The following is a 26,462-nucleotide window of genomic DNA, read 5'->3' on the forward strand; positions in this document are numbered from 1 at the left end:
TCTGCAAACCATAGGCCCACAAGTTCCAGTCCGGGCCTGGCGAGTAGAGTGTCATGTTGCGTTTCAAGATCCTGGCCTCGGTGGTTCCCCTGTTGGCGGCTGCGGTGTTCGCCCGCAATGAGATCGGGTCGGTCTCGCAGCCCTGCATCGCCCTCGGCGAGACCTCGGTCGAGCTCACGTCCCTGTTCTGGACGGCCGGCGTGCATGTCGCCTTCACCGAAGATCCGGAGCGGGCCACGGTGCGGGTTCAAATCACCGACGATGCCGACGCTGCCGACTTCGCGGTCGTCGACGATGGTGCAAGCGACGAGCCGGGCGCCTGCCAGGGCAATCCGTCGACCCGCCTCATTACGATTGCCTCGCAGCCCGTCGACGGCGGTCCGGTAATCTATCTCTCCACCGAAGGCCCGGCTGATTACCGCATCTATGTCCGCTCGAAGACGTTCTCGCAGAAGGAAGCGGCTGCCCTGATCGTCGGCGCCCGCGGTGGCCATCCGCTTCCCCTCCAGGCCGCCTCGCTCTGAAGCGCGATCGCGCTTCAGGTTGTTGTTTGAGCATGATCTTTCCGGAAAACCGCTACACATTTTTCCGGATCATGCTCTGAGACGTTAACACCTCGTCAACCCTGTTTGGAGGCCGTCCCAAAGCCTCAAGCTGTTCGCAAGGTCGGCGAGACATCGTCGCAAATGGCGGTGGCAGGATTCGGTCAAGGGTCGGTGGCAATGGGTCGGACGTTCCGGATCAAGGTGCGCATGCGCCGCTTCAGGCGGCAGCACCCCCGAATTGCCTTCGCGATCCGCTCTTTCATGATCTTCTCGGCGACGTTCGGCGGCGCCTATGGCTTCGTCACCGGTAGCCGGGCGCCAAATTCCGGTTACGATCCCAACACCTTTGCGATCGGCGCGAGCTTCCTGTTTGCGCTGGCCTGCCTTGGCCTGGCGACGCTCAGCATGCGGCTGCGTTTCGTCAACAAGCGGATGAGGAAGCTCGCCGCCCACAACGAGGCGCTGATCGATCGCAATTGGGAGCTGAAGGAAGCCGAAGAGCGCGCCCGCAGCCTGTTCGAATCGCAGGGCGATCTCATCGTGTTGCGCGACCATCAGGGCCGCATCACCTTTGCCAACGACGCCTATTGCGCGCTGGCCGCGCAGGCGCGCAGCGCACTGGTCGGCACGCGCTTTGATTTCGATGTGCTGGAGCAGGGCGATAGCGCGCGAGAGAGCAACGGCACCCGCATCCACGACCAGAAGATCGCAACACCTGTCGGCGCGCGCTGGATCGCCTGGCGCGAGGGTTTTGTAAGACACGATGCCGGCCAGCCCGCTGAACTACAAAGCGTCGGACGCGACGTCACCGACCGCACCGAGACCGAACGCGCGCTCTCGGATGCCCGCGACCAGGCCGACGCGGCCAACCGCGCCAAATCGCGCTTCCTCGCGATGGCCTCGCACGAGATTCGTAATCCCCTCAACGGCATCATCGGCATGGGCGGCCTCTTGCTCGACACCACGCTGACGCCGGAGCAGACGACCTACGCAAGAGCGGTGAAAACCTCCGGCGAGGCGCTGATGGCGCTGATCGAGGAGCTGCTCGATTATTCCAAGATCGAAGCCGGCAAGCTCGATCTCGACCAGCGTCCCTTTGCGCTCTCGACCTTGATCGAGGAGGTCACCGAGCTGCTGGCACCGCGCGCGCAGGCGAAAAACCTCGAGATTGCGGCTTACGTGGACGAGCGCCTTCCGCTCGAAGTCGTTGGCGATGCCGCACGGCTGCGCCAGGTGCTGCTCAACCTCGCCGGCAACGCCATCAAATTCACCGCAAGCGGCGGCGTGGCGCTGATCGTCGAACCCGGGATCTGGCCGAACGAAATCAGTTTTCTGGTCCGCGATACCGGCATTGGCATCGCGCCGGACGCGCAGCAGCGCATCTTCCGCGAGTTCGAGCAGGCCGACGACCGCGTCGCCCGCACCTATGGCGGCACCGGGCTTGGCCTCGCCATCAGCGAGCGCATCGTCAAGCGCATGGGCGGCCGCATCACCCTGGAGAGCGCGCCCGGCAACGGCTCGACCTTCGAGGTCGCGATCCCGCTCGCGCCCTCGCAAGGCGACGCCGGACATACCGCATTTCCAAGTCCGGATCTCGCCGGCAAGTCGATCCTGCTGGTGGCCGATGGCATCGAAGCGTCGCTGATCGCGCGGCGGCTGGAACGCTGGGGTGCCCAGACCTGCCTGATCGCAGACGCGGCCGTTGCCGAAGCGCTGCTGCCGGAGCGCTCGTGGCATGCGGTGCTGATCGACCGCGCACACGGTCTGTTGGTCACCGACCGCATGGGCGAGGCCGCCCGCGCTCACGCAACGCAACGGCTCGTGCTGCTGACGCCGAGCTCACGTCATGACAAGCTTTCGCCGGCCTTCACCGGGTTCCTAGTGAAGCCGTTGCGCGCAGCCTCACTCGCCGCGCGCCTCTCGCTGGCGCCGGAAGTCGCCTCGCCCGATCTCGCGCCGGAGCCCGTCGAGCCCGCCGCGATCGGAACGCCCGCGAAAGGTCTTTCGATCCTCGTCGCCGAGGACAACGAGATCAACGCGCTCCTGATGCGGTCGCTGCTCACAAAACTCGGTCATCGCGTCGTCATCGCGGTCCATGGCGAGGCCGCACTGGAGTCCTGGCTTGCGGCGAGCTCTGCCGGCACGCCCTATGATCTCGTTTTGATGGACATCCAGATGCCGCAGCTCGACGGCATCGAAGCAACAAAACGCATCCGCGCGCATGAGGCCGCCACCGGTCGCCACCACACGCCGATCCTCGCGCTGACCGCGAACACGCTGGTGGAAGATCGCTACGCCTGCTTCGAGGCGGGCATGAACGGGTTTTTGATCAAGCCGCTCGATCGCGAAAAACTGGACGAGGCCCTGGCCGGGCTGGCCGCGGCGCGGCAGCTGGTGGTGTAGCAGCAAGCGACGCCGCCGTAGGGTGGGCAAAGCGTAGCGTGCCCACCAATTACATTCGAGGATGCCGATGGATGGTGGGCACGGCGCGCGAAGAGCGCGCCTTTGCCCACCCTACGAGACCGCGGACTACAGCCGCCTGAGCGCCACGCTCTCCACCACGTGATCCGCGCCCTTCTTCAGGATCAGCGTCGCACGCGGGCGGGTCGGCAAAATATTGTCCTCGAGATTGGCGAGGTTGGTGCGCTCCCAGATCGCAGTGGCGGTGGCGGTGGCCTCCTCGTCGGACAACAGCGCATAGCGGTTGAAATAGGACTTTGGATTGGTGAACGCGGTGTCGCGCAGCGCCAGGAAGCGCTTGATGTACCAGCGTCGCAGCGCCGCTTCGTCGGCGTCGATATAGACCGAGAAGTCGAAGAAGTCGGAGACCACGGGCACCGCCTTGCCGTCGCGCGGCAGCTTGCCGGTCTGCAGCACGTTGACGCCCTCGACGATCAGGATATCGGGCTGGTCGATCTCGGCCCACTGGTGCGGTACGATGTCGTAGGTCAGATGCGAATAGACCGGCGCACGCACGTTGCGGCGTCCGGACTTGATGTCGGACAGGAAACTCAGGAGCAGCGGCAGGTCGTAGCTCTCGGGAAAGCCCTTCTTCTGCATGATGCCCTGCCGGTCGAGCACGGCGTTGGGATAGAGAAAGCCGTCCGTGGTGATCAGCTCGACCTTCGGACGCGGCGACCAGCGCGCCAGCAGCGCCTGGAGTACGCGCGCCGTGGTGGACTTTCCGACCGCGACGGAGCCTGCGACGCCGATGATGTAGGGCATCTTGCGGTCGCGGATGTTGAGGAACTGGCGCTCCGCATAATACAGGCGCTGCATCGCATCGACATAGATCGAGAGCAGGCGTGACAGCGGAAGATAGATGTCCTCGACCTCCTGCAAGTCCAACCGATCGTGCAGCGAGCGCAGCCGGTCGAACTCACCCGGCTCGAGCGTCATCGGCGTATCGTCACGCAAATGCGCCCATTCCTGGCGCGTATAAATGCGGTACGGATTATACTGCTGCTCGGGTGCGCGGATATCCATGACGCCGCCTTCTCCGTTGCGACCTACTTACTTACGCGAAGCCTTCTCTTCCAACCCTGACGTCGATGTCCGCTTGTCCAGCGCGGCTTCGACTTCTTCCAGCTTTACGCCGCGCACCTTGAGCAGCACAAGGAAGTGATAGAGCAGGTCAGCGCCCTCGGCGATCAGATGCGCGCGATCGTTTTCGACTGCTGCGATTACGGTTTCGACTGCCTCCTCACCGAACTTCTTGGCGCAATGTTCAGCGCCCTTGTCCAGGAGCTTGCGGGTATAGGAGGCCTCACCACCGGACGCCGCGCGGGCGTCGATGGTTGCGGCCAGATCGTGGATCGTGAAACGCGACATCGGAATTACTCAGAAACGCACCCGGCCAGAGGCCAATCCCCGCCGGCGTGTGTAGCATTTTTATGAACGGAAGTCGTCAGGCATCCATGCGCATGGGCAACCCGCGCCGGGCCATGTGCTCCTTGGCTTCACGGATGGTGAATTCCCCGAAGTGGAAGATCGAGGCGGCCAGCACGGCGGTAGCATGCCCGTCGCGAATGCCATCGACGAGGTGGTCGAGATTGCCGACACCGCCCGAGGCGATCACGGGAACGGGAACGCTGTCGGCGATCGCCCGGGTCAGCGGGATGTCAAAGCCCTGCCTGGTACCGTCGCGATCCATCGAGGTGAGCAAAATTTCACCAGCCCCGAGCGAGACCACTTCCTGGGCATATTCGATCGCGTCGATGCCGGTCGAGTTGCGGCCGCCATGGGTAAATATCTCCCAGCGCTCGCCGCCGCCGGCGCGCTTGACCCGCTTGGCATCGATCGCGACCACGACGCACTGCCCGCCGAACTTTTCGGCGGCTTCCTTGACGAACTCGCGCCGCGACACCGCGGCGCTGTTGATCGAGACCTTGTCGGCGCCGGCGCGCAGCAGCGTCTTGATGTCGTTGACCTCACGGACACCGCCGCCGACGGTGACCGGCATGAAGCAGGCCTCCGCCGTGCGCCGGACCACGTCCAGCATGATGCCGCGGTTCTCATGGGTCGCGGTGATGTCGAGGAATGTGAGCTCGTCGGCACCGGCGGCGTCATAGGCGATCGCGGCTTCGACGGGGTCGCCGGCATCGCGCAGATCGACGAAGTTGACGCCCTTGACGACGCGGCCGTCCTTGACGTCGAGGCAGGGGATCACGCGCACCTTGAACATGTGTCAGCTCCTGGGCGGCGCGTTGCGGATCAAGGTGAGGGCGGCCGCGGGATCGAGCCGGCCGTCATAGAGCGCGCGGCCGGCGATCGCGCCGGCGAGCTTCTTCGCCCGCGGCGTCAGCATCGCCTTGACGTCCTCGATCGAGGCAAGACCGCCGGAAGCAATCACGGGGATCGAGATGGCGTCTGCAAGTGCAATGGTCGCATCGAGGTTGAGGCCCTTCAGCAGGCCGTCGCGCGCGATGTCGGTGAAGATGATGGCGGCGACGCCGGCATCCTCGAAACGCTGCGCGATCTCCAGCACGGTCACCTGCGAGGTCTCGGCCCAGCCTTCGACCGCGACCTTGCCGTCTCGAGCGTCGAGCCCGACAGCGACGCGGCCGGGGAATTTTTTCGCGGCCGCCTTCACCAATTCAGGATCGCGCACCGCGGCCGTGCCGATGATGACGCGACTGATACCCTTGCCGAGCCACGCCTCGACAGTCGCGAGATCGCGAATACCGCCACCGAGCTGCACCGGGATCTTGATGGTCTTCAGCATCCCTTCGACCGCCTGCGCATTCACCGGCTTGCCGGCGAACGCACCGTCGAGATCGACGACGTGGAGATACTCAAAGCCCTGCGTGACAAAGCTCTCGGCCTGCGCGGCAGGATCGAGATTGAACACGGTCGCGCGCGCCATGTCGCCTTGCTCGAGGCGCACGCACTGGCCGTTCTTGAGGTCGATGGCAGGAAAGAGAATCACGGTTTCCATCGCAAAAAGTTCGAGATCAAGGCGAGGCCAAAGCGCTGGCTCTTCTCGGGGTGAAATTGCGTGCCGATGACGGTGTCCTTGGCGACGATCGCGGTGACCGGCCCGCCGTAGTCGGCGCGCGCGAGCACGTCCGCCTCATTGGCAGCGTTGAGGTGATAAGAGTGCACGAAATAGGCGTGCTGGCCCTTGGGGCCGAGTGGCAGCCTCTCCAGCACCGGATGCTCCCGCAACACGTCGAGCGTGTTCCAACCCATGTGCGGGATCTTCAGGCTCTCGTCGCGCGGCGTGATCTTCTCGACGTCGCCGCCGATCCAGTTCAGGCCTTGCGTGATGACGTGCTCCTTGCCACGGGTGGCGAACAGCTGCATGCCGACGCAGATGCCCAACATCGGCCGCGCCTTCACGCGAACGGCTTCGTTGACCGCCTCGACCATGCCGTTGACGGCGTCCAGGCCGCGCCGGCAATCGGCAAAGGCGCCGACGCCCGGCAGCACCAGACGGTCGGCGCCATAGGCCTGGTCCGGATCGCTGGTGACGAAGACCTTCTGCGGATTCTCCATGCTGCGCGCGGCGCGCTCAAAGGCCTTGGCGGCGGAATGCAGATTCCCGGAACCGTAATCGATGATGGCAACGCTCATCTTGACCCTCCCGGTTCTGGAAACAAACCAATGATGCCGCCGGCCGGAATCGGCGGCGGGTTGGAAAATTGCTGACCCGGCAAATTGCGGGTCGGCGGCGGGCCGCCGCGATCGACAGCCCATTGATCGTTGACGATGCCGCGCTGTGTCTTGCTCCAGCGCTCGAAGAAGCGGTGCTCGGCGGTGTCCTCGTCGTCGCCCACGACGACGTCAAGCTGCCGCCACTTGCCGCGCGACAAGGTCCAGCGGCGCAGGCTCGAGGCCTCAAAACCCATCAGCAGCGCGACGATGGTGTTGGCGAAGAAGATCGAGCTGCGGCCGACGCCGAGGCTGTGCAGCCCGGCATCGAACGCGGCGAGAAAGACGATCCAGCCGATCAGGGCGAGCCAAAGCCTGTTCCAGAGCAGCCAGAACGGGCCCAACACCATCGCCCAGAAATGGAAGCCGTCGCGCACGAACACGAATCTGTCGGTGGCGCGCAGATCGGCCCCGCCTGGGGTGGGAGCATGAACTGTGTAGACAGGCATTTTCGATGCCCCGTTCTCGAGAATTCAATGATGCCGCCGGCAGCGCTTGGCCACCGAGACGGAGATGTCAGCCGCCAAGCGAGCCTTTGGTGGACGGGATTTCACCCGCCGTCTTGGGATCGATCGCAACCGCGGTGCGCAGCGCCCGCGCCAGGCCCTTGAAGCAGGACTCGGCGATATGGTGGCTGTTATCGCCATATAGGGTCTCGACGTGGAGAGTCACGCCGGCGTTGATGGCGAAGGCCTGGAACCACTCGCGCACCAGGTCGGTGTCGAACTCACCGATCTTGTCGCGAGGGAAGTCGGCCTTGAACACCAGGAACGGGCGGCCCGAGATGTCGATGACCACGCGTGACAGCGTCTCGTCCATGGGCATGTGCACGCCGGCATAGCGGGTGATGCCCGCCATGGTGCCGAGCGCCTGCCTGACCGCCTGGCCAAGCGCGATGCCGGTGTCTTCGGTGGTATGGTGATGATCAATGTGCAGGTCGCCAACCGCCTTGACCGTGAGGTCGATACGGGAATGGCGGGCGAGGAGATCGAGCATATGGTCGAAAAAGCCGATGCCGGTCGCGATATCAGCCACGCCGGTGCCATCGAGGTTCACGGTGACCTCGATGTCGGTTTCCTTGGTCTTGCGCTTGATCGTCGCGGTGCGCATTGAAAGCTGGTTTCCATCCTGGCTTGAGGGCCGAAAACGCCAGTCTATTAACAGCCAAATGACGCCTTCGCTACCGCGGGAACGGCTGGCCGGGCTCTACTTCTGCCTATGGTGAGCGAATTTGAGGCCGGAACGGCCCGTTGGGCGCCGGTTGTCCCTTTGCCCCTGACCGCCTAAATCAGCCCGGACAACGAGGGTCATTATGCAGGATTCCCAGAACAGCTCGCCGGTCTGGCACGGCACCACGATTTTGACGGTCCGCAAGGGCGGCAAGGTGGTGGTCGGCGGCGACGGCCAGGTCTCGATCGGCCAGACCGTGATCAAGTCCAATGCCAAAAAGGTCCGGAAACTCGGCAAGGGCGACGTCATCGGCGGCTTTGCCGGCGCCACGGCCGATGCTTTCACCCTGTTCGAGCGGCTGGAGAGCAAGCTCGAGCAATATCCGGGGCAATTGACCCGGGCCGCGGTGGAGCTCGCCAAGGACTGGCGCACCGACCGTTATTTGCGGCGGCTGGAGGCCATGATGATCGTGGCCGACAAGGACGTCTCCCTGGTGCTGACCGGGACCGGCGACGTGCTCGAGCCCGAGGCCGGCGTGATGGCGATCGGCTCCGGCGGCAATTATGCGCTGGCCGCGGCCCGCGCCCTGATCGACACCGACAAGGACGCCGAGACCATTGTCCGCCGCTCGCTCGATATCGCCGCCGACATCTGCGTCTACACCAACCGCAACGTCACCATCGAAGCGCTGACGGCCGGCTGAGCGGATGGGATTGGCCCGCAGCGACAGCCCGACCCAACCCGCGTTTCCGCCGCTCGCCTGGGTCGGCATCGCGCTCTTGCTGCTGGCGCTGCAGGCCTCGATCCTGTTTGCAATGGGGCGGGTGCCGATCTGCACCTGCGGCTACGTCAAGCTGTGGCATGGCGTGGTGAACAGCTCGGAGAATTCCCAGCACATCGCCGACTGGTACAGTTTTTCCCACGTCCTGCACGGCTTCCTGTTCTACGGACTGACGTGGCTGCTGTTCTCGCGACGTCTGACCTGGCCGGCGCGGTTGATCATCGCGATGCTGATCGAGGGCGCCTGGGAGATCGTCGAGAACTCGCCGTTCATCATCGAGCGCTACCGCGCCGGCACGATCTCGCTGGATTATTTTGGCGACAGCATCGTCAACTCGGTCTCTGACACGCTGTTCATGATGCTCGGGTTCCTCACCGCCCGCGTGCTTCCGATCCCGGTAACAGTCGTGCTCGGGCTCGCCTTCGAGATCATGCTGGCGCTGCACATTCGCGACAATCTGACGCTCAACGTCTTGATGCTCATCCATCCGATCGAGGCCGTGAAGCAATGGCAATCCGGTCCGCCGATCATTTGACGGTCAAAAAAGCGGCTTGTCCCCGCCGGCTTCTAATCCTAGCTAAGGTCCCATGACAGACTTCTCTCCCCGCGAAATCGTTTCCGAACTCGACCGTTTCATCGTCGGCCAGGCCGATGCCAAGCGCGCCGTCTCGATCGCGCTGCGCAACCGCTGGCGCCGGCAGCAGCTCGAAGGCTCGCTGCGCGAAGAGGTTCTGCCGAAGAATATTCTGATGATCGGCCCAACCGGCGTCGGCAAAACGGAAATCGCGCGGCGATTGGCAAAACTCGCGAATGCGCCGTTCCTGAAGGTCGAGGCGACAAAATTCACCGAGGTCGGCTATGTCGGCCGCGACGTCGAGCAGATCGTGCGCGATCTCGTCGAGGTCGCGATTTCCCAGGTGCGCGAGCGTAAGCGCAAGGACGTGCAGGCGCGCGCCCAGCTCGCCGCCGAAGAGCGTGTACTTGACGCCCTGGTCGGCGCCAATTCCAGCGCTGCAACCCGCGAATCCTTCCGCAAGAAGCTGCGCGCGGGCGAGCTCAACGACAAGGAAATCGAGATCGAGACGCAGTCCTCCGGCAGCGGCATGCCGATGTTCGAGATCCCCGGCATGCCGGGCGCGCAGATGGGCGCGATCTCGATCGGCGACATCTTTGGCAAGATGGGCGGCCGCAGCAAGACGCGGCGGCTGACGGTCGAGAACTCGCACGAGATCCTCGTCAACGAGGAATCCGACAAGCTGCTGGACACCGACCAACTGACGCTGGAGGCGATCAGCGCGGTCGAGAACAACGGCATCGTGTTCCTGGACGAGATCGACAAGATCTGCGCCCGCGACGGCCGCGTCGGCGGCGATGTCTCGCGCGAGGGCGTGCAGCGCGACCTGCTGCCGCTGATCGAGGGCACCACCGTCTCGACCAAGCACGGCGCGGTCAAGACCGACCACATCCTGTTCATTGCCTCCGGCGCCTTCCACGTCGCAAAGCCGTCCGACCTGCTGCCGGAATTGCAGGGCCGCCTGCCGATCCGCGTCGAATTGCAGGCCCTGACCCGCGACGACATGCGTCGCATCCTCACCGAGCCCGAGGCCTCGCTGATCAAGCAATATATTGCCTTGATGCAGACCGAGGGCGTCACGCTCGACATCACCGACGACGCCATCGATGCGCTGGCTGACGTCGCGGTCGCTGTCAATTCCACCGTCGAGAACATCGGCGCGCGCAGGCTCCAGACCGTGATGGAGCGGGTGCTGGACGACATCTCCTTCACCGCCCCCGACCGCAACGGCGAGACCGTCCGGGTCGATGCCGATTTCGTGCAGAAGCACGTCGGCGACCTCGCCAAGAATGCGGATCTGAGCCGGTTTATTTTGTGATTTCGCGCGGTCGCGCTATTGATGCCGCGTGACCGCACGCATCCTGCAAAACCCCTGGCGCCTTCTGCTCGCGATCAACGCCGCGGTCATCGTCGGCGTGTTCGTCCACAAGATCCAGCTGCCGCCTTACGTCCCCTACGTCCATCTCCTCGTCGACTATCATTTCGGCTTCATCAAGCGCGCGCTGATCGGGGCGATCGTCGCGCTGTTCACGGCCAAGGTGCCGGTCTGGCTGGTGTTCGCGCTCGGCGGCGCGACATGGCTGGTGACATCAGCCCTGTATGCAAAACTGTTTCAGAAGACGTTCGGCTTCACCGCGAAGACGCTGCCGCTGTTCGTCTTCATCGCGGGATCGCCGTTCTTCCTGAAGAATTTCATGCACACGCTCGGCCATTTCGACATCTATGGCTGTGCGCTGGCGATCATCCTGCTGCTGATGCCGGCGGGCTCATTGCTGTTCGTGGCGACGGCGGCGCTGTTCTCCATCATTCTCGTCCTGATCCACCACATTCACCTGCTGATGTATGTGCCGACGATCATCACCATCGTCGTGACCAGGCACTATCTCGCTTACGGCGTCACCCGAGCTAACGTTGCGTTCGGCATTGTCGCCCTCGCCGCCGTCTCCGTGCTGTTCTTCGCAGCCCAATTCCTCGGGACGATGCCGATTCCGGAAGCGGATTTCGTCGCGTATCTGAAGACCCGGATGGTCGATCCCTCGCGCACCGATCTCCTGCAATTCAGCTACATATGGTACCAGCCGCTCGCGAAGGAGATTTCCGACACCTGGGGCCGCCTGCCGCACAACAGTCTCGGCATTCCCGTGTTCGCGCTGCTGATCTGGCTGCACAGCCCGCTGTGGCGCTATTTTATGAACCTGATCGGCAGCCTCGCCAACGAGGCGCACCGTCGCCTCGTGATCGCGGCGCTGATCGGCGTCAGCCTCGCCTATCTCGTGATGTTTGCGATGGTGTTCGACTATTCGCGCTGGATCTCGAACTGGGCGGTCTGCATGTTCCTGATCCTGCATGCGGTGAAGATGCTGCCGGGCGACAAGGAGCCAGCGCTGATTCCGGAAGAGGATCGGAAGACCAACATCTTCGGCCTGATCATCACGCTGATCCCGCGCGTCGGGATCGTACGTCCGTTTTAGGAGGTGCGCTCCCTCTCCCGCTTGCGGGGGAGGGCTGGGGGTGGGGGTGTCTCCGCGGAGGGACTCCCCAAGAGGATAGAGCCCTCACCCGCCGCGCTCTTCGAGCGCGTCGACCTCTCCCGCAAGCGGGAGAGGTGTAGAGCCGCTAAAACTTGGCCCGCCTGATCCGGACATAAAGCGCGCCCTCACCGCCGTGCCCGATACCCGCCTCCTCAAACCCGACGACGAAGCCGCGAAACTCCGGCAGGCTCAGCCATTCCGGCACCTGCCGACGCAGCACGCCGCTTTCCCCGCCGGTCCTTCCCTTGCCGGTGATGACCAGCACGAAGGTCAGGCCATCATGATGGGCGCGGTGCAGGAAACCGGTCAGCGCGCGGTGCGCGCGCATCTGGGTCATGCCGTGCAGATCAAGCCGCGCCTCGATCTCGCTGCGGCCACGCGAGAGTTTTGTGCGCTCGCGCTTGCCGAGCGGGGCGAGCGGCGGCATCGCCGGCTTGGACGGACGCGGGGCCGGCGCTTGCGTCAATGGCCGCGGCGGCAGCGCGGGCTTGGCGACAACCGCTGCGGTCGAGGGCTCGGCGCGCGGGGCGGCGTGCACCTTCGTCGCGCGATGCTTTCGCAGCGGCTTGACCTGCTTTGCGACGAGCTCCCACAGCTCGCGGTCTTCCTCGCTGAGCACACGGCGGCGCGGCGAGGGACGCGAAGGATCCAGCACGGGCGGACGGGACGATCGCTTCATTGCTGGTGGGGACGACTCTTGGGGTGCCGGCGCGGTTCGCTGACAGGCTCTATCACGGGACGCGGCGCCGGCAACGGGATCGGGTTGGCGATGGCAACGGTTTCGCCCTTGCTTGGCGTGACAGCCGCGGCCGGCTTTGCAGAATCCTTGGCAGGCTCAGTCTGCGGAAACAGCCTTGCGATCTTCTCGGACGGCCGCGGATCCGGCACCGGCAGCCGCGCCGCGCGCACACCGGGATCGAGGCTCTTCGGCACCAGCATCACGAAATGCATGGGGTGACGCAGCCGGCCCGAGACGCGGCCGGCGTCAGCGCCCGCGCCAAAATAGAGATCGGCGCGGGCGGGGCCGATAATGGCCGAGCCGGTGTCCTGCGCGATCATCAGGCGATGGAACGGGGTCTTGGCGCGGTCGGACTCGATCGGCAGCTCGCCTTCGATGAAGAACGGCGTGCCGTAGACATGGAGCGATTTGTCGACCGCGATCGAACGGCCGGCGGTCAACGGGATGCCCTGGGCACCGACCGCCTCGTCCTTGTCGGACAGATTGACCTCGCGGAAGAAGATGTAGGAGCGGTTCTGGCGCCGCAGCTCCTTGGCGCCGTCGGGGTTCTGCGCCATCCACTCCCTGATCTTCTGCATCGACATCTCTTCCTTCGGAATGATGCCACGCTCGATCAGGATGCGCCCGACGGCGGTGTAGGGATAACCGTTATAGGAATCGTAATTGAGCCGGAGGGTGCCGCCGTCGTCGAACTTGATCCGCGCCGAGCCCTGGATCTGGGCGAACAGCAAATCGGTCGGGTCCTTCAGCCAGGCGATCTCCAGCCCGCGGCCGGCGATCTTGCCGTCCTCGATCTCGCCGCGGTCGTAATAGGGCACCAGCTTGCGGCGGCCGATCTTGCGGTAGACCGATCCCTTGTTGGGCAGGCTGACGGAGGCCTGATTGTAGCCGCGCACGAACAGGTTGGAGGGCCGGCGATAGACCGGGACGTTGTAGACATCGGTCTGCGTGTGTGAACCGTCCAGCACCGGTTCGTAATAGCCGGTGACGAAACCGTCGGGCTCGCCGAGGCGCGAGATGCGCAGCGGCGCAAAATTATCCTCGAAGAAAGTCTTTGCCTGGGCGTCGTCGGCGAGGTCGAGCGATTTGGCGGCCCGGCAGGGTTCGCTCAACGAGCCGCCCAGCGCTTTCTGCTCAGAAGCGCCGGTCTGCGCGTTGATCGAACGGCAGCTGGCGCGAAAGGTCTTGTAGGCCGCGAGATGATCGTCGTCGCTCCACCCCTTCACGTCGGCCCAGGCCAGCGGCAAATATTGTGCGCCGGGAATCTCGAACGGGAGAGGGAGCTGCGGGTAGGGCAAGGCGCGCGGCGGGATCGCGGCGACTTCGGGAAGGTGATGGTAATGGCTGCGGTAGTGGCGCCGCGCAGCCTCGGCACCAAGCGAAAACGAAGCCAGCACGACGATACCTGCGCAAAGCGCCGTCGCGCTGTTCTTCAGGAAACTCTTAATTCGCGCTTCCGGTGCCAACCAGCTTCCAGTTCGGATCGCGAGAGGTGATGTCGCGGGCGAAAGTCCAGATGTCGGTGATGTCGGCGACCGTATCGGCCCTGCCGTCGACGATGCTGCCGGCCTTGTCACGGGTGGCCGAGATCATCTGAGAGACGAAGCGGATGGTCAGCTGTGCCGTGCGGTCGCGCAGCTCGGCGCCCACCAGCTCGGCCTTGTCGATCGAGACGAAACGCGTCTCGGTCTTCTGCTCGTTCTTCTCGCGATCCTTGATCGCGGCGTCGAAGCTTTCATAGACCTCGGACGACAGCAGGTCGCGCAGCGCGCGGCGATCGCCATTGGCGAAGGCCAGCACGATCATCTCATAGGCGCCGCGGGCGCCCGAGATGAAGTGGCGCGGGTCGAAGGTGGAATCCTTGTCGACGATGGCATCGAGGCCCTGGGCGAGCGGAGTGCCCGGCTCGGTCAGGCCCTTCCAGCGATCGGAGGGCGGGGTCGGCTCGGCCGTCGGCGCCAGCGGCGCCTGGTCGATCACCTTGCCCGGCATAGTCACGACGTTCTTGTCCGGGGCACCACCCAGCGCGTTGCGAGCCGTGCGGTCGAACGGCGGCCGCTCGTTGCCGGTCCGCTGCCCCAGCACGCTGCGCAGCCGCAGGAAAATAAAGACCGCCAGCGCCAGGAAAATGATGGTGTAGATGTCCACGTGGTATTCGCTTTCTGGTCTTCTCGAGAAGGGGCCGTCGCCGGGGAAAATCGATCCGGCCAGTAGACCGTTCCATACGGGAACGGCAAGTCTACATCACCATTTTGGGTCCGCGCGTCACGTCCGCCGGATGTAGGCACGAAATTTGGCCCGGCCAATGGCGCCTTTTGGCACAGCGCACAGTGTAGCGCGTTTTATGCTTAAGGGGAAACCCGATCCTGCCCGGAAATCGCGCATCTTCAAGCGTTTAACGTGCGATTTCGGGTTAGGGGCGGGTCAAACGTCACAGTTGTGGGCGCGGCCCGGATCGACCCTCCGGAGCCGTTCATCCTTGTGGAATGAGGCAGCCCTATGTTAGCCAACCGCCGCGAAATTCAGCCCAATCGGGTAAGGAGACACTCTGATGACCAACGGTAACGGCACCCCTCCCGAGGCGGCCCAGGCTCCCCAGCTCAACGTGCTGGCGCAATATACGAAGGACCTCTCGTTCGAAAATCCGAACGCACCGACCTCGCTCCAGCCACAGAGCCAGGCGCCCCAGATCAACATCCAGATCAATGTCAGCGCCAACAATCTCAGCGATACCGAGTTCGAAGTGACCCTCTCGGTCGAGGGCAAGGCTGAGAACGCGGGCAAGGTGATGTTCTCGTTCGAGCTCGCCTATGCCGGCGTGTTCCGCATCGCCAACGTGCCGAAGGAGAACCTGCACCCGCTGGTCATGATCGAGTGCCCGCGCCTGCTGTTCCCGTTCGCCCGCGAGATCATCGCGACCGCCGTGCGCGACGGCGGGTTCCCGCCCCTGATGCTGGACCCGGTCGATTTCGTCGGTCTCTATCGCCAGAACATGGAGCGGCAAATGGCCGCGCAGCCGACGAGCGGCCAAGCCTAACTAACGGGCCTAACCGGCAGGAGGCACGGCTGGAGCGGGCAAAAACTCGTTCCAGATCGCCTTGTCGCCGAGCGTTGCGATGAAAGCCCGATGGGCTTCGCGCTCGGCGTCCGACACCCGCGGCGCGAGCGGCACAGACCGTTGCCGCCGCGGCGCATCGCCGGCGGCATTGACGCGAATGTCCTGGGCGTCCGACGCCAGCAGCAGCTGCGACTGCCGCGCTCCGACCAGATCGACATAGACTTCTGCGAGCAGTTCGGAATCGAGCAGCGCGCCGTGCTTGGTACGGTGTGAATTGTCGATCGAATAGCGCGAGCAGAGATCGTCGAGCCGGTTCGACACACCGGGATGCTTGCGCCGTGCCAGGAGCAGCGTATCGACCAGCCGCTCGCGCGGGATCGCGGGACGCTTGATCCGATCGAGCTCGGCATTGATAAAGCTGATGTCGAACGAGGCGTTGTGGATCACCAGCGGCGCATCGCCGATGAATTCCAGAAACGCGTCGACGACCTCGGGGAACAGCGGCTTGGTCGACAGAAACTCAGCCGACAGCCCGTGCACCGCAAAGGCTTCCGCCGGCATGTCCCTCTCGGGATTGATATAGACGTGATACGTCTGTCCCGTCGGCATGCGGTTGAAGATCTCGACGCAGCCGATTTCGACCAGGCGATCGCCGCGGAGCGGATCGAGGCCGGTGGTTTCGGTATCGAGAACGATTTCACGCATGATTTTGAGGTGCCGTGCAAGTAGCCGTGGAAGTCGGCGAATCAGGCTCGCCGCTGCGGCATCTTAACGACCTCGGCCAGGATGTGCGTGATTTGCGCGCGCACCGGCTCAAGTCCGTGTGAGGTATCCACGACGAAATCGGCCCGCTTGCGCTTTTCGGCATCAGGCGTCTGCTTGGCGATGATGGCGTCGAGTTTTGCTTCGTCCATGGTTCCCCGCGCGAGCACACGTTCGCGCTGAACTTCCAGCGAGGTCGAGACCACGACCACGGCGTCGACCCGCTTCTCGCCGCCGGTCTCGAACAGCAGGGGAATGTCCAGGACCACGACCGGTGCCTTGACGGCTTCGGCATCGGCAAAGAATTTTTGCCGGGACGCGCCGAGCATGGGGTGAACGATCTGCTCGAGCTGCTTGATCGCGGCGGGATCGTGCACGACGCGCGCCGACAACTTGGGCCGGTCGACCTTGCCGTTCGTGGTGGTGCCGGGGAAGGCGGCTTCGATCGCGGGCGCGGCTTCACCTTCATAGAGCTGATGGACGGCCGCATCGGCGTCGTAGACGGGCACACCGGCCTCCGCGAATAATTTGGCGGTGGTGGATTTGCCCATTCCGATCGAGCCGGTCAGTCCAAGAATCCGCATCAGCGCCCTATTATTTACACCGCAATTAGCTGCTCGTTCCGCAGGAACGCGAGCAGCGGCAGCAGCGGCAGGCCGAGAATGGTGAAATGGTCGCCCTCGATGCGCTCGAACAGATGGATGCCGAGGCCTTCGAGCTGATAGGCGCCGACGCTGGTGGTGACGGCATTGCCGGCGGCATCGAGATAGGCTGAAAGTTCGGCCTCGGACATCTGCCGCATCGTCATGCGGGCGACCGACACATCCTCGAAGACAATCTTGCCGTCATGCGCCACGGCGACGGCCGAATTCAGCTCATGGCTATGGCCGGCGAGATCGCGCAACTGTGCCAGCGCCTGTGTACGGCCGGCGGGCTTGTTGAAGAGACGATCGCCGAGCGCAAGCGTCTGGTCAGCGCCGATCACATGGCTTCCGGGACGATGGACCGAAACCGCCTTCGCCTTCTCGCGCGCCAGCAGCAGGCCGATCTCGCGCGGGTTTGAAAGTTCGGACGCGGCCTGAATGCCGCGCTCGTCGATGTCAGCGGTGACTGCTTCGAATTCGAGCCCGGCATTCGCCAACAGCATTTTGCGTGCGCTGCTCTGCGACGCGAGGATCAGAGGAGAGGTGCCGCGCCAAAAAACCATTTTCGAAAACTATTCCCAAGACTATTCAGAGGGCCGGTTGCGCTGGCGATCGCTGTAGAGCTTCATGATGGCGGCCGCGGTTTCCTCGATCGAGCGCCGCGTGACGTCCAGCAGCGGCCAGTCGTGCTTGGCGCTCAGCTTGCGCGCAAACGCAACCTCCTCGGTGACCGACTGCCTGTCGATATAGGTTTCGTTGCCGGATTCGGCGCCCATCGAGAGCAGGCGATTCTGACGGATCTGGATCAGGCGTTCCGGTGTCGCGTGCAGGCTCACCACCAGCGGCCGGGTCAGCGTCTCCAGTTGCGCCGGCACGGGAATGCCCGGCACCAGCGGCACGTTGGCAGTGCGGATGCCGCGATTGGCGAGATAGATCGACGTCGGCGTCTTCGAGGTGCGGGATACGCCGACTAGGACGACGTCGGCGTCCTCGAGCCCGTCGACGTGCTGGCCATCATCGTGAATCATCGTGTAGTTCAGCGCGTCGATGCGCTTGAAATATTCGGCGTTGAGCACGTGCTGCGCGCCGACACGACCCGTCGTCGCAGCTCCGAGATAGGCTTCGAACATCTGCATGACCGGGCCGATGATCGAGAGGCTCGGAACGTTGATGTTTTTGCATTTGTCCTCGAGCCGCGAGACCAGATCCTTCTCCAGCAGCGTGAACAGCACGATGCCCGGCGCTTCCTCGATCTCGTCGAGCACGCGATCGAGCTGCTTCTGGCTCCGCACCAGCGGATAGACATGCTCGACCGGCGTGACGTTCGCGTACTGCGCGGCGACGGCGCGCGCGACCGTAATCAGGGTCTCACCGGTGGAGTCGGAGACGAGGTGCAGATGGAAATAATTGTTCGAGGTCGGCACAAAAACTCTTTGTATGAGGACGGTGTGGTTTGTGGATTTCTGTGGACCTTAACCCCTCGGAAAGGGTTGCGCGACACCAGGGGCGGGACAAGTGCCAATTTTCTTCACACCACTGCCCCTCGGAACAACTCTGGAAGCCTTCCGAGAGGGAAACGGGATTGCGCGGACAAGTCTCTTGATAGACTGCGGATCAATACCTGCAAGCCTTTGAGTGCAGGCGACTTATCCGGTCAGGCCGGAACCGCGTTCGACATGTTGATGGATGTGAACAAGCGCGCGCCAAGTGGCGGACGGTATTGTGTGAGTCTAATCCACTGTCACTTAGACTCAGACTCTAAGAATCTAAGATTCTTTATTGGAGAAGGGCGCTCCAGACGGATATGTGTGTGAAGGTGAGACCTTAACGAGTTCTTACTATCCCCAGACCGCCGGAAGGCTGGGCGCAAAGGGGCGGACGCCGGACATGTCTGAAGACGTCTACCTCTGGATCAAGGCGCTGCACGTGATCGCGGTCATCTCTTGGATGGCCGGAATGCTCTATCTGCCGCGGCTGTTCGTCTATCACTGCGAAGCCGAGATCGGCTCGAAGCAGTCCGAAACCTTCAAGGTCATGGAACGCCGCCTGCTCAGGGCGATCATCAACCCCGCCATGATCGTCACCTGGCTTGCCGGGCTGTATCTCGCCTGGGCTGGCCATTGGTTCACCTTCGGCTGGCTGCACGTAAAACTGGCACTGGTGCTGGCACTGTCCGGGGTCCACGGCTTTTTTTCGCGCTGGGTCAAGGACTTCGCTGCCGACAGCCGCCCGCGGAGCCAGAAATTCTATCGGATTATCAACGAGGTGCCGACCGTGCTGATGATCATCATCGTCGTCATGGTGATCGTGAAGCCGTTCTAGGCAAAATCGTGAACGATCGCTCAGCGCTTCGGCTTGCGGAGTTGGAAGCGATTTTCTATATTAGCGATATCCCACCCAACGCAGGCGGATGTGGTTGTGTCTGAGCTTTTCAGAGGCCGGACACCGCATCAGGTTTGAAGCCCCCACCGGCGCTCTCCTTGCCAGACCTGCGGACCTTACCTTCTCGCGTCCGCATTTCAGAGCCTCCTCGCACCCCTCCCCAGGTTACCCCACAGGACCACCCCAATGCGGGAAATTAAACTCCAGGACCTCAAGTCGAAGACGCCGGCCGAGCTCGTCTCGTTCGCGGAAGAGAACGGGGTCGAGAATGCCAGCACCATGCGCAAGCAGGAGCTGCTGTTCGCCATCCTCAAGCAACTTGCGCTGGCCGAAACCGACATCGTCGGCGAGGGCGTCGTCGAGGTGCTCTCCGACGGTTTCGGCTTCCTCCGCTCGCCCGATGCGAATTATCTGCCGGGCCCGGACGACATCTACGTTTCGCCCTCGCAGATCCGCCGTTTCGGCCTGCGCACCGGCGACACCATCGAAGGCCACATTCGCAGCCCGAAAGAGGGCGAGCGCTATTTTGCGCTGCTGAAGGTCAACACGCTCAATTTCGAGGACCCGGAAAAGGCCAAGCACAAGGTCAATTTCGACAACCTCACGCCGCTGTTTCCAAATCAGCGTTTCCGCATGGAAATCGACGATCCGACGCGGAAAGACCTGTCTGCAAGGGTGATCGACATCGTTGCGCCGATCGGCAAGGGCCAGCGCGCGCTGATCGTCGCGCCGCCGCGCACGGGTAAAACCGTGTTGATGCAGAACATCGCGCACTCGATCACGCACAATCATCCCGAATGCTATCTGATCGTTCTTCTGATCGACGAACGTCCGGAAGAAGTCACGGACATGCAGCGATCGGTGAAGGGCGAGGTCGTGTCGTCGACCTTCGACGAGCCGGCCGTGCGTCACGTCCAGGTCGCCGAGATGGTCATCGAGAAGGCCAAGCGTCTCGTCGAGCATGGCCGCGACGTCGTGATCCTGCTCGATTCGATCACGCGTCTGGGCCGCGCCTACAACACCGTGGTGCCGTCATCCGGCAAGGTGCTGACCGGCGGTGTCGACGCCAACGCGCTGCAGCGCCCGAAGCGCTTCTTCGGTGCCGCCCGCAACATCGAGGAGGGCGGCTCGCTGACCATCATTGCGACTGCGCTGGTCGATACCGGCAGCCGCATGGACGAAGTCATTTTCGAAGAGTTCAAGGGCACCGGTAACTCGGAGCTGATCCTCGACCGGAAGGTCTCGGACAAGCGCACCTTCCCGGCCATCGACATCTCGCGCTCCGGCACCCGCAAGGAGGAGCTCATCACCGACAATCAGGTGCTGAAGAAGATGTACGTGCTCCGCCGCATCCTGAACCCGATGGGCACCATGGACGCGATCGACTTCCTGCTCGACAAGCTGCGCTCGACCAAGAGCAATTCGGAGTTCTTCGACTCCATGAACACCTGAGTGCATTGCAGCAAAAGATAAGAGGGCGCCTTCGGGCGCCCTTTTTGTTTGTGCGGCTTTACTGCGGCGAACTGCAGCATGATGGGCTTCGGAGCACGACGCACGTTCTTCCGGAAGATGTTGATATATCTATATTATACTTGACTATTGTTCATGGGATAGGGTCCGAGCGGTGGGATTTCGCAGCAAATGCGGCGTTGTATGCTGCATTGCAATATAGATATTGCTGCGGGCTGGAGCGCAGCAAAAAGAGGTCGTAGCCGGCCAGAACAGGCTGTTTGCCTTTTCCCCGCCAGCCAGACAAATAGGCCATGCACCCGCGAGACCAAACCATCTTTGCGCTATCGTCCGGCCGTCCGCCGAGCGCGATCGCCATGGTACGTGTCTCGGGTCCGCGAGCCGGCCTGGTGCTGACGACGCTTGCAGGCAAGCTGCCGGCGCCGCGGCAGGCCAGCCGCCGGCTGCTTCGGGACGGCGCAGGGCAGCCGATCGACGATGCGGTCGTGCTCTGGTTTCCGGGGCCGGGGACTGCCACGGGCGAGGACGTCGCCGAATTTCACGTCCATGGCGGACGCGCCGTGCTGGCTGCGCTCCTCGCTGCTATTTCTCTAATTCCGAATACGCGCGCGGCCGAGCCAGGCGAGTTCACGCGGCGCGCATTCGAGAACGGCAAGCTCGATCTCACCGAGGCTGAGGGCCTCGACGATCTCATCCACGCCGACACCGATCGTCAGCGCCGCCAGGCGTTGCGACAGCTGCAAGGCCTGCTCGGCAATCGCGCGCGCGACTGGCGCGAGCGCATCATCGAGGCCTCGGCGCTGATCGAGGCCGGCATCGATTTTTCCGACGAAGGCGATGTGCCCTTGGAATTGAGGGCGCCGGCCGTGAAAGCGATCAAAGCGCTGCACGACGAAATTACAAAGGTCCTTGCGGCACAGGGACATTCTGAACGCTTGCGTGACGGCCTGGTGGTTGCGATCGCAGGCGAGCCGAATGTCGGCAAGTCGACGCTGATGAATCAGCTCGCGCGCCGTGAGGTCGCGATCGTCTCGCCGCATGCCGGCACTACGCGTGACGTGATCGAGGTGCAGCTCGATCTCGACGGCTATCCGGTCACCGTCATCGACACCGCCGGCATTCGCGAGACCGACGATCCCGTCGAGCAGGAAGGCGTGCACCGGGCGAGGGCGCGGGCCGAAGATGCCGACCTCGTGCTGTGGCTGGTGGAGGGCGAGCGTGCCGCCGGTCCGCCCAGTGGCCAGGTCTGGATCGTCCGCAACAAGATCGATCTCGGGGGAGCGGGGTCTCCCGGCGAGTTCGGGATCTCGGCGAGCCGCGGCGATGGCATTCCCGAGCTGGTCGAGGCCCTCGTCGAATTCGCAGCTGACTTTTTCGGAACCACCGAGGGCGCTCTGGTGACCCGGGCCCGGCAACGCGACCTGTTGGGTCGCGCGTCAGACAGCTTGCGCCGGAGTCTCGACCTTGTAGAAGAGGGCGAGGAACTCGCCGCCGAAGAGCTGCGCGCTGCGGTCTATGCCCTGGGCCGTCTGCTCGGCCGGGTCGACGTCGAGGACGTCCTTGGGGCCATTTTCCAAAAATTCTGCATCGGAAAGTAGCGCTAGTTCTTCAATGTAGAACTAGCGCTTGTTCCATTGTTTGTGTTTCACGTGAAACGCGGCGGGGTGGATGCCGTCCTGTTTCACGTAAAAGAAGTGCCTGCACGTTCCCTGTTTCACGTGAAACACGCCCGGATCGAAGCCCCGTCATTGCGAGGATCCCTTGCGACGAAGCGATCCAGACTGTCGCCGCGGAGGGATTCTGGATTGCTTCGCTTCGCTCGCAATGACGGAGCGCGTGGCGGCCACCCCGGTCGACGGCCCACATCGTCGCCGGACGGTCCGTCTTGTTTCACGTGAAACAGCAGTCACTCCAACGCACTTCCTACTGTGCATGGGGTTGTTTTCGCGAAACCGCGCCCGGCTCTCCCGCGACCCCGTTTCACGTGAAACACGGGCATCACTGAGTTTCCACTTCCGGCTTTCCCGCCGCTGAGCTAGAAGTCCGCCCATGCGACCAGAGCGAGAGAGTTTCGACGTCATCGTCATTGGCGGCGGCCACGCCGGCTGTGAGGCTGCGGCTGCTTCCGCCCGGATGGGTGCGACGACCGCTCTGGTGACGCACCGTTTCTCCACCGTCGGCGCGATGTCCTGCAATCCGGCCATCGGCGGTCTGGGCAAGGGCCATCTGGTCCGTGAGGTCGATGCGCTAGATGGTCTGATGGGCCGGGTCGGCGACGCCGGCGGTATCCAGTTTCGCGTTCTCAACCGTCGGAAGGGTCCCGCTGTCCGTGGTCCGCGGGCCCAAGCCGACCGAAAGCTCTACGCGGCCGCCATGCAGGCCGCGATCCGGGAGACCGGGGGCCTGTCGGTCATCGAAGGCGAGGCCGACGAGCTGATTGTGGTCGATGGCCGGGTCGCCGGACTGCGCCTGGCGGACGGTCGGGAGCTTCGGGCAGGGGCTGTCGTCGTCACCACCGGCACCTTTCTCCGCGGCCTGATCCATCTTGGTGAGAATAACTGGCCCGCCGGCCGCGTCGGTGAGGCCCCTGCGATGGGTCTTTCGGCGTCCTTTGAGCGCGCCGGCTTCACCCTCGGACGGCTCAAGACCGGGACGCCGCCGCGTCTGGATGGCTCCACCATCGACTGGTCCGCGGTCGAGATGCAGCCCGGAGACGAGCCGCCCGAGCCGTTCTCGGTCATGACCAAGGGGATCACGACCCCGCAGATCCAGTGCGGGATCACCCGGACCACGGCCGCCACCCACGAAGTCATCCGGGCCAATGTCCATCGGTCCCCGATGTACTCCGGCCAGATCAAGAGCTCCGGCCCGCGCTATTGCCCCTCGATCGAGGACAAGATCGTCCGCTTCGGCGATCGCGACGGCCATCAGATCTTCCTGGAGCCGGAAGGCCTCGACGACACCACGGTCTATCCCAACGGCATTTCGACCTCGCTGCCGGAGGAAGTCCAGCTCGCGATCCTCGCCAGCATCCCTGGCCTGGAGCGGGTCAAGATGATCCGACCGGGCTACGCCATCGAATACGACCACATCGATCCCCGGGAGCTTGATCCGACCCTCCAGACCAGGCGTCTGCGTGGTCTCTTCCTGGCCGGGCAGATCAACGGCACGACGGGATACGAAGAGGCCGCCGGACAGGGCATCGTAGCGGGTCTCAACGCGGCACTTTCCGCCAGCGGGGCTGCGCTGACGGTGTTCGACCGTGCAGACGGCTATCTCGGGGTCATGATCGACGACCTCGTCACCCGCGGGATCAGCGAGCCCTATCGGATGTTCACCTCGCGGGCCGAATACCGGCTGACCCTGCGCGCGGACAATGCCGACCAGCGCCTGACCGAGAAGGGGATCGCGCTGGGATGCGTCGGGAGTGCCCGGACCCAGCATCACCGCACCAAGATGGACGCCCTGAATGCGGCCCGAACACTCTCAAAGTCGCTGACCATCACCCCGAACGAGGCCATCAAGCACGGGCTGTCCCTGAACCGGGATGGCCAGCGCCGGTCCGCCTTCGAGCTGATGGCCTATCCGGACATCGGCTGGAGCCAGGTCCGCTCGATCTGGCCGGAGCTGTCCGCCATCGATCCCGTCATCGCCACCCATCTCGAGATCGACGCCAAGTACGATGTCTATCTGGAGCGCCAGAGCGCCGACGTCGAAGCCTTCAGGCGCGACGAGGGGATGGTGCTGTCGGAGGTCGACTACAGCCTCGTCCCCGGTCTCTCCAACGAGGTCCGCGCCAAGCTGGAGAAGGCGCGGCCGTTCACGGTCGGCCAGGCCGGCCGGATCGACGGCATGACGCCGGCGGCGCTCGGCATCCTCGCGGCCTATCTCCGCCGCGAGGCGCGCAAGACTTCCAAGGCAATCGCATAGGCGTTTCACGTGAAACAGCGCGGACCGGGCGGGGACAAACCGCTATCCCGACGACCCGGAACAGGTGAGGGCGCTGCGCGTCGATCCGAACCGGTACCGACCAAGCCGAAGATCGACAAGGCGAGTGCCAATGATCAGGCACTCGACTCCATCATTGCCGCCGACAAGCGCGCGGCGCTGAAGCTCGCGCCGGTTTCACATGAAACGGAGGTGCGGCTCGATCGCTACATCGTGCTGCTGCGGGAGTGGCAGGCCAAGACCAATCTGGTTGCACCTTCGACGTTGCCGCAGCTCTGGACCCGGCACATCGCCGACTCGCTCCAGCTCGTCGATCTCGCGCCGACCGCAAAACGCTGGGCCGACCTCGGCAGCGGCGGCGGTTTTCCCGGCGTCGTGCTGGCCTGCGCCATGGCGGGGACACCGGGCGCCAGCGTCCACCTCGTCGAGCGAATCGCCAAGAAGGCCGCCTTTTTGCGCGAAGCGATTCGCGTCACCACATCTCCGGGAGTCGTACATCTCACTGAGATCGGGGATAATGTGGATAGAATCACCGGCCCTGTCGATTGCGTCACCGCCCGCGCGCTGGCTCCGCTACATCAACTCATCGGCTTTGCGGAGCCGCTGATGCGCCAGGGCGCAAAGGCGTTATTTCTCAAGGGTCAAGATGTAGAGGCTGAATTGACCGAAGCCGCTAAATATTGGAATATTCAGCCGCAGCTCCACCGAAGCCGGACGGGCGATGGTTGGATCGTCGAGCTGGCTTTAGTTGAACGGCGCGGGTGAACGTTCAGGGGCTGAGTTGGGGAATTTCGATGACCGTGATTGACGAGCCGCAGCAAGAACAGACCGCTGAAGTCCCGCATGGTCACCCGCGCATCCTGGCGCTGGCGAATCAGAAGGGCGGCGTGGGAAAGACAACCACGGCGATTAATCTCGGCACGGCGCTCGCAGCGATTGGCGAGCGTGTCCTGATCGTCGACCTCGATCCGCAGGGCAATGCCTCGACTGGTCTCGGCATCGATCGCCGCAACCGCTCGTGCTCGACCTATGACGTGCTGATCGGCGAATCGAGCTTGCGCGAGGCGGTGGTCTCGACCGCGGTGCCGCGGCTGCACATCGCGCCCTCGACCATGGACCTCTCCGGCCTCGAGCTCGAGCTCGGCACCACACCCGGCCGCGCTTTCAAGCTGCGCGACGCGATCGGCGCGCTCAACAACAACGTCTCGCCGGAGGCGGACTACACTTACGTGCTGATCGACTGCCCGCCGTCGCTCAACCTGCTCACGGTCAACGCGATGGCCGCGTCGGATTCGATCCTGGTGCCGTTGCAGTGCGAGTTCTTCGCGCTCGAAGGTCTGTCGCAATTGCTGCAGACGGTGGAGCAGGTGCGCTCGACGCTCAACCCGAACCTGTCGATCCACGGCATCGTGCTGACCATGTTCGACTCGCGCAACAATCTCTCGAACCAGGTCGTCGCCGACGTTCGCCAATTCATGGGCGAGAAGGTCTACAAGACCATGATCCCGCGCAACGTGCGCATTTCGGAAGCGCCGTCCTACGGCAAGCCGGTGCTGGTCTATGATCTCAAATGCGTCGGCAGCGAAGCGTATCTGCGGCTCGCCACCGAAGTGATCCAGCGCGAGCGCGAGCTGCGCGTCACGCATTAGCGATGCCGTAGGGTGGGTTAGCCGAAGGCGTAACCCACCACTGTCTATCTCCGCGG

Annotated in this window: 28 protein-coding genes; 13 read left to right on the plus strand and 15 right to left on the minus strand. The window is 63.7% G+C overall.

Going from position 1 to position 26,462, the window contains the following annotated elements:
* Positions 1–53 precede the first annotated feature (53 nt).
* Both FXB40_RS37135 and FXB40_RS37140 read left to right on the plus strand, forming a co-directional pair.
* Complete coding sequence (locus FXB40_RS37135; RefSeq protein ID WP_148777243.1) at positions 54–524, plus strand: hypothetical protein; 471 nt, start codon at positions 54–56, stop codon at positions 522–524.
* A gap of 198 nt (positions 525–722) precedes the next feature.
* Positions 723–2,948, plus strand: coding sequence for an ATP-binding protein (locus FXB40_RS37140; RefSeq protein WP_187437410.1), 2,226 nt, complete (start codon positions 723–725; stop codon positions 2,946–2,948).
* 126 nt (positions 2,949–3,074) lie between these two features.
* On the opposite strand, the gene coaA is transcribed toward FXB40_RS37140, so the two are convergent.
* From coaA to hisB, 7 genes are all read right to left on the minus strand, one after another.
* A complete protein-coding gene (gene coaA / locus FXB40_RS37145; protein WP_148777245.1) occupies positions 3,075–4,031 on the minus strand; it encodes a type I pantothenate kinase in 957 nt (318 codons plus the stop codon).
* Positions 4,032–4,058: 27 nt separating this feature from the next.
* The gene (locus FXB40_RS37150) at positions 4,059–4,376 is read right to left on the minus strand and encodes a phosphoribosyl-ATP diphosphatase (protein WP_148777246.1); all 318 of its coding nucleotides are present in this window, start codon (positions 4,374–4,376) and stop codon (positions 4,059–4,061) included.
* A gap of 76 nt (positions 4,377–4,452) precedes the next feature.
* A complete protein-coding gene (hisF, locus tag FXB40_RS37155) occupies positions 4,453–5,229 on the minus strand; it encodes an imidazole glycerol phosphate synthase subunit HisF (protein WP_148777247.1) in 777 nt (258 codons plus the stop codon).
* Between the two features lie 3 nt (positions 5,230–5,232).
* Positions 5,233–5,982 carry a 1-(5-phosphoribosyl)-5-[(5-phosphoribosylamino)methylideneamino]imidazole-4-carboxamide isomerase gene (gene hisA / locus FXB40_RS37160; protein ID WP_187437411.1) on the minus strand — a complete coding sequence of 250 codons (750 nt, stop codon included), beginning with the start codon at positions 5,980–5,982 and terminating at the stop codon, positions 5,233–5,235.
* Complete coding sequence (gene hisH, locus FXB40_RS37165) at positions 5,970–6,620, minus strand: imidazole glycerol phosphate synthase subunit HisH (protein ID WP_148777249.1); 651 nt, start codon at positions 6,618–6,620, stop codon at positions 5,970–5,972. The genes hisA and hisH overlap by 13 nt, the downstream gene beginning before the upstream one ends.
* Complete coding sequence (locus FXB40_RS37170; protein WP_148777250.1) at positions 6,617–7,147, minus strand: DUF2628 domain-containing protein; 531 nt, start codon at positions 7,145–7,147, stop codon at positions 6,617–6,619. The genes hisH and FXB40_RS37170 overlap by 4 nt, the downstream gene beginning before the upstream one ends.
* Positions 7,148–7,214: 67 nt before the next feature.
* Positions 7,215–7,808 carry an imidazoleglycerol-phosphate dehydratase HisB gene (gene hisB / locus FXB40_RS37175; RefSeq protein WP_148777251.1) on the minus strand — a complete coding sequence of 198 codons (594 nt, stop codon included), beginning with the start codon at positions 7,806–7,808 and terminating at the stop codon, positions 7,215–7,217.
* A gap of 202 nt (positions 7,809–8,010) precedes the next feature.
* Between hisB and hslV the strand changes: the two genes are divergently transcribed.
* From hslV to FXB40_RS37195, 4 genes are read left to right on the plus strand one after another with little or no spacing between them, the layout of a single operon-like run.
* Complete coding sequence (hslV, locus tag FXB40_RS37180; RefSeq protein ID WP_027534993.1) at positions 8,011–8,571, plus strand: ATP-dependent protease subunit HslV; 561 nt, start codon at positions 8,011–8,013, stop codon at positions 8,569–8,571.
* Positions 8,572–8,575: 4 nt separating this feature from the next.
* Positions 8,576–9,184: a DUF2585 domain-containing protein gene (locus FXB40_RS37185; protein WP_148777252.1), complete on the plus strand. Its 609-nt coding sequence runs from the start codon at positions 8,576–8,578 to the stop codon at positions 9,182–9,184.
* Between the two features lie 52 nt (positions 9,185–9,236).
* On the plus strand, positions 9,237–10,541 hold the full coding sequence (gene hslU, locus FXB40_RS37190) for an ATP-dependent protease ATPase subunit HslU (protein ID WP_148777253.1): 1,305 nt from the start codon (positions 9,237–9,239) through the stop codon (positions 10,539–10,541).
* 28 nt (positions 10,542–10,569) lie between these two features.
* Complete coding sequence (locus FXB40_RS37195; protein WP_148777254.1) at positions 10,570–11,694, plus strand: hypothetical protein; 1,125 nt, start codon at positions 10,570–10,572, stop codon at positions 11,692–11,694.
* A gap of 145 nt (positions 11,695–11,839) precedes the next feature.
* Here the strand turns inward: FXB40_RS37195 and FXB40_RS37200 are convergent, their stop codons facing one another.
* Genes FXB40_RS37200 through FXB40_RS37210 form a run of 3 tightly spaced genes read right to left on the minus strand, consistent with a single transcriptional unit; the run spans position 11,840 to position 14,641 of the window.
* Positions 11,840–12,433: a Smr/MutS family protein gene (locus FXB40_RS37200; protein WP_148777255.1), complete on the minus strand. Its 594-nt coding sequence runs from the start codon at positions 12,431–12,433 to the stop codon at positions 11,840–11,842.
* Complete coding sequence (gene mltA / locus FXB40_RS37205; RefSeq protein ID WP_187437412.1) at positions 12,430–13,959, minus strand: murein transglycosylase A; 1,530 nt, start codon at positions 13,957–13,959, stop codon at positions 12,430–12,432. Before mltA ends, FXB40_RS37200 begins: the two co-directional genes overlap by 4 nt.
* Positions 13,937–14,641, minus strand: coding sequence for a Tim44/TimA family putative adaptor protein (locus FXB40_RS37210; RefSeq protein WP_148777256.1), 705 nt, complete (start codon positions 14,639–14,641; stop codon positions 13,937–13,939). Before FXB40_RS37210 ends, mltA begins: the two co-directional genes overlap by 23 nt.
* Positions 14,642–15,044: 403 nt before the next feature.
* On the opposite strand from FXB40_RS37210, the gene secB reads away from it, so the two are divergent.
* Entirely contained in the window at positions 15,045–15,530 is a 486-nt protein-coding gene (gene secB, locus FXB40_RS37215; RefSeq protein WP_148777257.1) for a protein-export chaperone SecB, read from the plus strand.
* 9 nt (positions 15,531–15,539) lie between these two features.
* Here secB and dnaQ read toward each other — a convergent pair whose 3' ends face one another.
* Genes dnaQ through FXB40_RS37235 form a run of 4 tightly spaced genes read right to left on the minus strand, consistent with a single transcriptional unit; the run spans position 15,540 to position 18,381 of the window.
* Positions 15,540–16,256 carry a DNA polymerase III subunit epsilon gene (gene dnaQ / locus FXB40_RS37220; protein WP_148777258.1) on the minus strand — a complete coding sequence of 239 codons (717 nt, stop codon included), beginning with the start codon at positions 16,254–16,256 and terminating at the stop codon, positions 15,540–15,542.
* A gap of 41 nt (positions 16,257–16,297) precedes the next feature.
* Positions 16,298–16,897, minus strand: coding sequence for a dephospho-CoA kinase (gene coaE / locus FXB40_RS37225; protein ID WP_148777259.1), 600 nt, complete (start codon positions 16,895–16,897; stop codon positions 16,298–16,300).
* A 14-nt stretch (positions 16,898–16,911) separates the two neighbouring features.
* Positions 16,912–17,520 carry a Maf family nucleotide pyrophosphatase gene (locus FXB40_RS37230; RefSeq protein WP_148777260.1) on the minus strand — a complete coding sequence of 203 codons (609 nt, stop codon included), beginning with the start codon at positions 17,518–17,520 and terminating at the stop codon, positions 16,912–16,914.
* A gap of 21 nt (positions 17,521–17,541) precedes the next feature.
* Entirely contained in the window at positions 17,542–18,381 is an 840-nt protein-coding gene (locus FXB40_RS37235; protein WP_148777261.1) for a pyruvate, water dikinase regulatory protein, read from the minus strand.
* A 463-nt stretch (positions 18,382–18,844) separates the two neighbouring features.
* On the opposite strand from FXB40_RS37235, the gene hemJ reads away from it, so the two are divergent.
* Both hemJ and rho read left to right on the plus strand, forming a co-directional pair.
* Positions 18,845–19,279 carry a protoporphyrinogen oxidase HemJ gene (gene hemJ / locus FXB40_RS37245; protein ID WP_148777262.1) on the plus strand — a complete coding sequence of 145 codons (435 nt, stop codon included), beginning with the start codon at positions 18,845–18,847 and terminating at the stop codon, positions 19,277–19,279.
* Positions 19,280–19,525: 246 nt separating this feature from the next.
* Positions 19,526–20,791 (plus strand): transcription termination factor Rho, encoded by a 1,266-nt coding sequence (rho, locus tag FXB40_RS37250; RefSeq protein WP_027535007.1) that lies wholly within the window; start codon positions 19,526–19,528, stop codon positions 20,789–20,791.
* 151 nt (positions 20,792–20,942) lie between these two features.
* Here the strand turns inward: rho and FXB40_RS48360 are convergent, their stop codons facing one another.
* Positions 20,943–21,167 (minus strand): hypothetical protein, encoded by a 225-nt coding sequence (locus FXB40_RS48360; protein WP_187437420.1) that lies wholly within the window; start codon positions 21,165–21,167, stop codon positions 20,943–20,945.
* Here FXB40_RS48360 and mnmE point away from each other — a divergent pair.
* From mnmE to FXB40_RS37270, 4 genes are all read left to right on the plus strand, one after another.
* A complete protein-coding gene (gene mnmE, locus FXB40_RS37255; RefSeq protein WP_148777263.1) occupies positions 21,103–22,407 on the plus strand; it encodes a tRNA uridine-5-carboxymethylaminomethyl(34) synthesis GTPase MnmE in 1,305 nt (434 codons plus the stop codon). The genes FXB40_RS48360 and mnmE overlap by 65 nt on opposite strands.
* Positions 22,408–22,858: 451 nt before the next feature.
* Positions 22,859–24,739 (plus strand): tRNA uridine-5-carboxymethylaminomethyl(34) synthesis enzyme MnmG, encoded by a 1,881-nt coding sequence (gene mnmG / locus FXB40_RS37260; protein ID WP_148777264.1) that lies wholly within the window; start codon positions 22,859–22,861, stop codon positions 24,737–24,739.
* 111 nt (positions 24,740–24,850) lie between these two features.
* The gene (gene rsmG / locus FXB40_RS37265) at positions 24,851–25,522 is read left to right on the plus strand and encodes a 16S rRNA (guanine(527)-N(7))-methyltransferase RsmG (protein ID WP_246208229.1); all 672 of its coding nucleotides are present in this window, start codon (positions 24,851–24,853) and stop codon (positions 25,520–25,522) included.
* Between the two features lie 29 nt (positions 25,523–25,551).
* The gene (locus FXB40_RS37270) at positions 25,552–26,406 is read left to right on the plus strand and encodes a ParA family protein (RefSeq protein ID WP_148777266.1); all 855 of its coding nucleotides are present in this window, start codon (positions 25,552–25,554) and stop codon (positions 26,404–26,406) included.
* The last annotated feature ends 56 nt before the right edge of the window (positions 26,407–26,462 follow it).

Origin of the sequence: Bradyrhizobium rifense (assembly GCF_008123425.1) — a bacterium.
Lineage (GTDB): Bacteria > Pseudomonadota > Alphaproteobacteria > Rhizobiales > Xanthobacteraceae > Bradyrhizobium > Bradyrhizobium rifense.